Below are 6253 nucleotides of genomic sequence, written 5' to 3' on the forward strand. Positions count from 1 at the left end.
CCGTGAGCGACTACCAGACTTTGACCTTCGAGCAGGCCGGCCCGATCGCACGGATCGTGCTGGACCGACCCGACGCCGCCAACGGTATGAACGACGTGATGACGCGCGAGCTCGCGCAGGTCGCGGCCCGCTGCGATGTCGCAGAGGTCAAGGCCGTCGTGCTCACCGGAGCCGGCCGGTTCTTCTGCGCCGGGGGAGACCTCAAGGCGATGGCGGCGTCGCCGCTGGGCCCGGGCCGCTTCGTCAAAGGCATCGCCGACGATCTGCACCGGGCGATCTCGACGCTGGCCCGGATGGATGCCGTGCTGATCACCGCGGTCAACGGGGTGGCCGCCGGCGCCGGCTTCAGCCTGGCCGTCGCGGGTGATCTGGTGCTGGCCGCCGACACCGCGTCGTTCACCATGGCCTACACCAAGGCCGGGCTGAGTCCGGACGGGAGCTCGTCGTACTTCCTTCCGCGGATCATCGGCGTGCGCCGCACCCAGGAACTGATGCTGACCAACCGCACCCTGAAGGCGGCCGAGGCCGCCGACTGGGGACTGGTCAACGAGGTGCTGCCCGCCGCGGAGCTGGAGACCAAAGCGCAGCAGCTGGCCGAACAGATCGCTTCTGCGGCAAAGGGTTCCAGCGGTGCGGTGAAGAAGCTGATGCTGGCCACGTTCGGCAGCGGGCTCGAAGAGCAGATGGAACTGGAAGCCCGGCTCATCGCGGCGTGCGCTGACAGCGCCGACGGACGCGAAGGGATCGATGCGTTCCTGGGTAAGCGCACGCCCAAGTTCGCCTAGAAGCTGTGCTCCTCGGCCGGGAACGCGCCGGTCGCCACCTCTTCAGCGTATTGCATTGCCGCACGGCGTAATTCGCCGCCGACGTCACCGAATCGCTTGACGAACTTGGCGGTCTTGCCACTGGTGAGCCCGGCCATGTCCTGCCAGACCAGCACCTGGGCATCGCAATTGGGCCCGGCGCCGATACCGACGGTCGGAATCGTCAGCTTGCCGGTGATCTGGGTGGCCAACTCGGCGGGCACCATCTCCATCACTACGGCGATGGCGCCGGCCTCTTGGACCGCGATTGCGTCGTGAATGGTCTGCTCGGCAGCATCACCGCGGCCCTGGACGCGGAACCCGCCAAGGCCGTTGACGCTCTGCGGGGTGAAGCCGATGTGAGCCACCACCGGGATGCCCGCGGAGCTCAGTGTCGCGATCTGCTCGGCGACCCGCTCGCCGCCCTCGAGTTTGACGGCGTGCGCGCCGGTTTCCTTCATGAAGCGGGTGGCCGTCTGCAGGGCTTGGCGGGGGCTTTCTTCATAGCTGCCGAACGGGAGGTCGGCCACGACCAGCGCATGCTCGGCGCCGCGGACCACTCCGCGGACCAGCGGGATCAGCTCGTCGACCGAGATCGGCACGGTGGTGTCGTAGCCGTAGACGACGTTGGCGGCGGAATCGCCGACCAGAAGAACCGGAATCCCGGCCTCGTCGAAGGCCCGGGCGGTGGAGTAGTCGTAGACCGTCAGCATGGCCCACTTGTGGCCTTCGGACTTCCACTTCAGCAGATGGTGGGTACGAACCTTGGTGCGCGAAACAGCGGGCGTGGTACAGCCGCCATAGACAGTCTGCTCAGACATCTTTGTCCCTAGATTTCGTCTCTGTCGATCCTCGTGGCCCATCCGGGTCCCCGGGTTCGTCTGACGTGTACAAGTGTGCCACCGCGGCTGGCAAAGGTGAACGAACAGTGAAGTGGACTTTCTCACACCGGCTGACATGCCGCCGACATACCATCGGCGGCATGGTGCAACACCTGCAGCGACTCAGTGGACTCGACGCCAGCTTTCTCTATCTCGAAACACCTTCGCAGCCACTGCATGTGTGTTCGGTCCTGGAGCTCGACGCCTCCACGATCCCGGGCGGCTACACCTTCGAGCGACTTCGTGACGCACTGGCCTTGCGGGTCAAGGCAATGCCGAGCTTCCGCGAACGACTCGCCAACAGCTTCCTGAACCTCGACCATCCGGTGTGGGTGGAAGACGAGCACTTCGACATCGACCGCCATCTGCACCGCATCGGGCTACCCGCGCCGGGCGGGCGCGCGGAGCTCGGCGAGATCTGCGGTCACCTGGCCTCGCTGCCACTGGATCGTCGCTACCCGCTGTGGGAGACCTGGGTCATCGAAGGCGTCGGCGGCACCGATGCCCGCAACGGCGGACAGCTGGCCGTGCTCACCAAGGTCCACCACGCCGCCGTCGACGGGGTGACCGGCGCCAACCTGATGTCGCAGCTGTGCAGCACCGAACCCGACTCGCCGCCACCGGACCCGGTCGACGACGAGTTCGGCGCCACCAATCAGCTGCGCATCGCGCTGGGCGGACTGGGCCGGTTCGCCACCCGGCCGTTGCACCTGGCCACCAAGGTGATTCCCTCGACGGTGACCACCGTCGTCGACACCGTGCAGCGCGCGATCGGCGGGCGGGCGATGGCCGCGCCGTTCGCGGCGCCGCAGACCAAGTTCAACGCCAGCATCACCGCCCACCGCAATGTCGCGTTCGCCCAGCTGGACCTCGAGGACATCAAGACGGTCAAGAACCACTTCGGGGTCAAGGTCAACGACGTGGTGATGGCCCTCGTCGCCGGGGTGTTGCGGCATTACCTGCTGGACCGCGACGAGCTGCCCGAGTCGTCGTTGGTGGCCATGGTCCCGGTCTCGGTGCATGACCGCTCCGACCGTCCCGGCCGCAACCAGGTCTCGGGCATGTTCTCCAAGCTGGAGACCCAGATCGAGGATCCGGGCGAACGGCTCAAGGCCATCGCCGCGGCGAATACCACCGCCAAGGAACACAGTTCAGCCATCGGGGCGACCCTGCTGCAGGACTGGAGTCAATTCGCCGGCCCGGCCATCTTCGGTGTGGCCATGCGCGTGTACGCCCGAAGCCGGCTGACCGAGGCGCGGCCGGTGCACAACCTGGTGATCTCCAATGTGCCCGGACCGCAGATCCCGCTGTACTTCCTGGGCGCCGAGGTGACCGCGATGTATCCGCTGGGCCCGATCTTCCACGGCTCGGGTCTCAACATCACCGTGATGTCACTGAACGGCAAACTCGACGTGGGCCTGATCGCGTGCCCGGAACTGTTGCCGGACCTCTGGGATCTTGCCGACGACTTCGCGGTGGGGATGAAGGAACTGCTCGACGCCACCAAATGACCGGCCCCGGCGGGTCGGTGCGCGAGGCACCCCCGCCGAACATGGCAGCATGTTTGCCATGAGGCTCCTCCACCGACCACGCGCTATCCGCACTGCAGTGGTGCTCCCCGCCGTGGCCGCACTCGTCGTGAGCGCCGGCTGCAGCACCACGGTGGGAGGAATGGCCGTGATCTCCGGACCCCAGATCGGGCAACCGGTGCAGTGGGGTCCCTGCCGGGTCGCCGGCGGCGGCGGTGGTAATTCGCTGCCGATTCCGGCAGGCGCAGAGTGCGGCAAGATCGCAGTGCCGGTCGACTATTCGAAGCCGGATGGCGGTGTCGCCGTGCTGGCGCTGATTCGCTTCCCGGCGACCGGCCAGAAGATCGGCTCGCTGATCATCAACCCCGGCGGCCCCGGCGAGTCGGGGATCGAAGCGGCCACCAGCGTCGTCGAGAACTTGCCCGCAACGGTGCGGCAGAGCTTCGATATGGTCGGTTTCGACCCGCGCGGGGTTGGTTCTTCCACTCCGGCCCTGTGGTGCAACTCCGATGCCGACAACGACCGGATCCGGGCCGACCCGCAGGTGGACTACAGCCCGGAGGGCGTTGCCCACATCGAGGGTGAGACCAAGGCCTTCGTCCAGCGCTGTGTGGACAAGATGGGTAAGGACTTCCTGGCCAACGTGGGCACCGTCAACGTCGCCAAGGACTTGGATGCGCTGCGGGCAGGGGTCGGCGACGACAAGCTGACCTACCTCGGCTACTCCTACGGCACCCGGATCGGTTCGGCCTACGCCGAGGCCTATCCGGACAAGGTGCGGGCGATGATCCTTGACGGCGCCGTTGATCCGAACGCCGATCCGATCCAGGCGGACATCGACCAAGCCGCCGCCTTCCAGCAGGCCTTCAACGATTACGCAGCCGACTGCGCCAAGGACCCGAGCTGCCCGCTGGGCACCGACCCCGCCAAGGCCGTCGACGTGTACCGCAGTCTGGTCGACCCGTTGGTCGACAAGCCGCTGCCGACCCAGGACCCGCGCGGCCTCGGTTACAGCGACTCGATCATCGGCACGATCATGGCGCTGTACTCGCCGAACCTGTGGCGGCATCTGACGCAGGGCCTGACCGAAATGAGCAACGGCCGGGGCGACACCATGCTGGCGCTGGCCGATATGTACATGCGCCGCGACTCGCAGGGCCACTACACCAACGCCACCGATGCGCGGATCGCAGTCAACTGCGTAGACCAGCCGCCGATCACCGACCGTGACAAGGTGATCGCGGAAGACAAGAAAATGCGAGAGGTCGCGCCGTTCATGAGCTACGGCGACTTCACCGGCCACGCCCCGTTGAGCACGTGCGCGTTCTGGCCGGTGCCCGCGACCAGCACCCCGCACTCGATCTCCGCGACGGGGCTGCCGCCGGTGCTCGTGGTGTCGACGACCAACGATCCGGCCACTCCTTACCAGGCGGGTGTGGATCTGGCCAAACAGCTCGGCGGAGCGCTGCTGACGTTCAAGGGAACGCAGCACACTGTCGTGTTCCAAGGCAACACGTGTGTCGACAATTACGCGGCCGCCTACCTCGTCGATCTGAAGCTGCCCCCGGCCGGCGCCACCTGCTGACACGAAATGCCCAGCGCCACAACACTTCTACGCTGGCGTCAACATCTGTTACCGAGGCGGTCTGCATCCGAGATCGGAGTGTGACCGCCTCGCCGCCGCGTCGGCCCTGCGGCCATGCGACCATTGCAGCCATGGGACGCGCGAGTCGAACCGGCTCCGCCGTGTCAATTTGGTCCATCTGCCTTTCCCTTGCCATCGGTGTCACGGCCCCGCCCGCCGTTGCCACGCCCAGCCTTGGGCCCGGGCAGACATCGGCGCCGCAGGTCACGTGGGGGAGTTGCCAACGCTTCCTCGGTGACGGCGCCCACGACATTCCCACCGCGCAGTGCGCGACCGTGCCCGTCCCGATCAGCGACGCGGATCCCACTGGGCCACAAGCACAGTTGGCCGTCATCAAGATCCCGGCTAGCGGCCAGCGCATCGGCGCCCTGTTCGTCAATCCCGGCGGCCCGGGCGCATCGGCGGTGGACGCCGCTGCGGGCATGGGCTATGCACTGACCGGGAGTCCGATTGCCGAACACTTCGACATCGTCGCGTTCGACCCGCGTGGCGTGGGCTACTCGACGCCGGCGGTCCGCTGCCGCACCGACGCCGAGTTCGACGCATGGCGGCGCAACCCGATGGTTGACTACAGTCCTGCCGGGGTGGCCGCGATCGAACAGATCAACCGCGACTACGCCAAGGAATGCGCGGACAAGATGGGCACTGCCTTTCTCGCCAGCGTCGGAACCGATTCGGCCGCAAGGGATATGGACACCGTCCGCCAGGTGCTCGGCGACGACAAGATCAACTACCTCGGGTTCAGCTACGGCACCGAACTGGGCACCACGTATCTGGAGAAGTTCCCGGACCGGGTTCGCGCGATGGTGCTCGACGGGGCGATCGACCCCGCGCAGAACACGGTGGACTCGGTGATCCAGCAGATGACCGGCTTCCAGGTGGTGTTCAACGACTACGCCGCGGACTGCGCGAAATCGGCAGGCTGCCCACTGGGCACCGACCCTGCGCACTGGGTGGACCGCTTCCATCAGTTGGTGGATCCGCTGGTGACCAAGCCCGGCCCGACGTCCGATCCGCGCGGTCTCGGCTATTCAGATGCCCTCACCGGCACGTTCAACGCGCTGTACACGCCCCAGTATTGGAAGTTCCTCACCAGCGGCCTGCTCGGCTTGGCGCGCCAGACTGACGCCGGCGACCTGCTGATGCTGGCCGACGAGTACGACGGCCGCAATCCCTACGGGCACTACAGCAACGGGCAGGACGCGTTCAACGCCGTCCGCTGCGTCGACTCGCCGTCGCCCACCGACCCGGCGGTGTGGGCCGACATCGACAAGCGCACCCGCGAACTGGCGCCGTTCCAGGCCTACGGGCAGTTCACCGGATTCGCGCCGCGCGACATGTGCGCGTTCTGGCCGGTGCCGGCCACGTCGACACCGCACCCCGCGGCCCCCGCCC

5 protein-coding genes are annotated in these 6253 nt (G+C 67.0%); 4 read left to right on the forward strand and 1 reads right to left on the reverse strand.

Features of this window, described 5'->3' with window-relative positions; all coding sequences use genetic code 11:
* Positions 1–2: 2 nt before the first annotated feature.
* Entirely contained in the window at positions 3–785 is a 783-nt protein-coding gene (locus tag CG716_RS22605) for an enoyl-CoA hydratase/isomerase family protein (RefSeq protein WP_165774253.1), read from the forward strand.
* Here the strand turns inward: CG716_RS22605 and panB are convergent.
* Positions 782–1624, reverse strand: coding sequence for a 3-methyl-2-oxobutanoate hydroxymethyltransferase (gene panB, locus CG716_RS22610; protein WP_094483349.1), 843 nt, complete (start codon positions 1622–1624; stop codon positions 782–784). The genes CG716_RS22605 and panB overlap by 4 nt on opposite strands.
* Positions 1625–1797: 173 nt before the next feature.
* Between panB and CG716_RS22615 the strand changes: the two genes are divergently transcribed.
* The 3 genes from CG716_RS22615 to CG716_RS22625 all read left to right on the forward strand — a co-directional run.
* Positions 1798–3195, forward strand: coding sequence for a WS/DGAT/MGAT family O-acyltransferase (locus CG716_RS22615; protein ID WP_094483364.1), 1398 nt, complete (start codon positions 1798–1800; stop codon positions 3193–3195).
* 58 nt (positions 3196–3253) lie between these two features.
* The gene (locus tag CG716_RS22620; RefSeq protein ID WP_094483365.1) at positions 3254–4798 is read left to right on the forward strand and encodes an alpha/beta hydrolase; all 1545 of its coding nucleotides are present in this window, start codon (positions 3254–3256) and stop codon (positions 4796–4798) included.
* Positions 4799–4920: 122 nt separating this feature from the next.
* Positions 4921–6253, forward strand: a 1333-nt coding sequence (locus CG716_RS22625) for an alpha/beta hydrolase (RefSeq protein WP_420093217.1), incomplete at its 3' end; no start/stop codon positions are given.

The sequence above is a fragment of the Mycolicibacterium sphagni genome, from assembly GCF_002250655.1.
In the GTDB taxonomy this organism is placed as follows: Bacteria; Actinomycetota; Actinomycetes; order Mycobacteriales; family Mycobacteriaceae; genus Mycobacterium; species Mycobacterium sphagni.